At 64.7% G+C, this 255-nt stretch carries 1 protein-coding gene; it reads right to left on the minus strand.

The window, feature by feature from the left end; genetic code table 11:
• Positions 1-255, minus strand: a 255-nt coding sequence (locus AC0IYH_RS32685; RefSeq protein WP_471838513.1) for a CHASE2 domain-containing protein, incomplete at both ends; no start/stop codon positions are given.

Below are 255 nucleotides of genomic sequence, written 5' to 3' on the forward strand. Positions count from 1 at the left end.
TCAGCGAACTGTGCATCATGATCCGGCAAGGCTGCCAGCCCGGCGGCCAACTCGGCTGGCAACTGGTTGTTGCGCAGAAGCTGGGTAGGTGAGGTGCGATCCGGCTCGGCGAACAGTACGTCGAACACCACTGCAGCCGCGCCAGCCTGCTCGAGCTTGTCCACCAGCGCAGCGACCTGCGTGCGAGGCCAGGACCACTGGCCGATGCGCTTGAGGCTTTCCTCGTCCAGATCGACGATACGCACTGGCGCATCC

Source organism: Pseudomonas sp. AC463, from assembly GCF_979253585.1.